The following is a 404-nucleotide window of genomic DNA, read 5'->3' on the forward strand; positions in this document are numbered from 1 at the left end:
TCAGAATTGAGTTTTTGGGTCAACTCCACCAAGGAAAACTTGCTTGTACTTGTCCTTGAAAGCGAAGTTCAGAGCTTGAGTTGGGAAATATCGGATAACGTTGGCAAAGTTACCTCTCCAGAAAGCAAGAAGACCTTGTTCACGTGGGATACGGACAAAGCAATCAATCATACCCTTATATCTCTGCTCAGGAGCGATTTGCTTGGAGATATGCTGGACTTGAAGAAGCAACTTGACTCGTTCGATGGGAGCTACGGCTGTCTTGGAGATTGCCGCAGATACACCTCCGGCAACGAAATCCTTCATAAAGGAAACTGGGTCGGTGATAGCTGGCTGCATGTTGGCTAGTTGGATGAACTGAAGTGAAGTGAACGAGTCAAGAGATCCTAGCACACCCAAGGTTC

1 protein-coding gene is annotated in these 404 nt (G+C 46.5%); it reads right to left on the bottom strand.

Annotated features, from left to right (window positions below; translation table 11 throughout):
- A partial coding sequence (locus PZC42_RS20630) for an MC/SLC25 family protein (RefSeq protein ID WP_277213940.1) occupies positions 1-404 on the bottom strand: 404 nt, incomplete at its 5' end.

The sequence above is a fragment of the Isoptericola croceus genome (assembly GCF_029382255.1).
Taxonomy (GTDB): Bacteria; Actinomycetota; Actinomycetes; order Actinomycetales; family Cellulomonadaceae; genus Isoptericola; species Isoptericola croceus.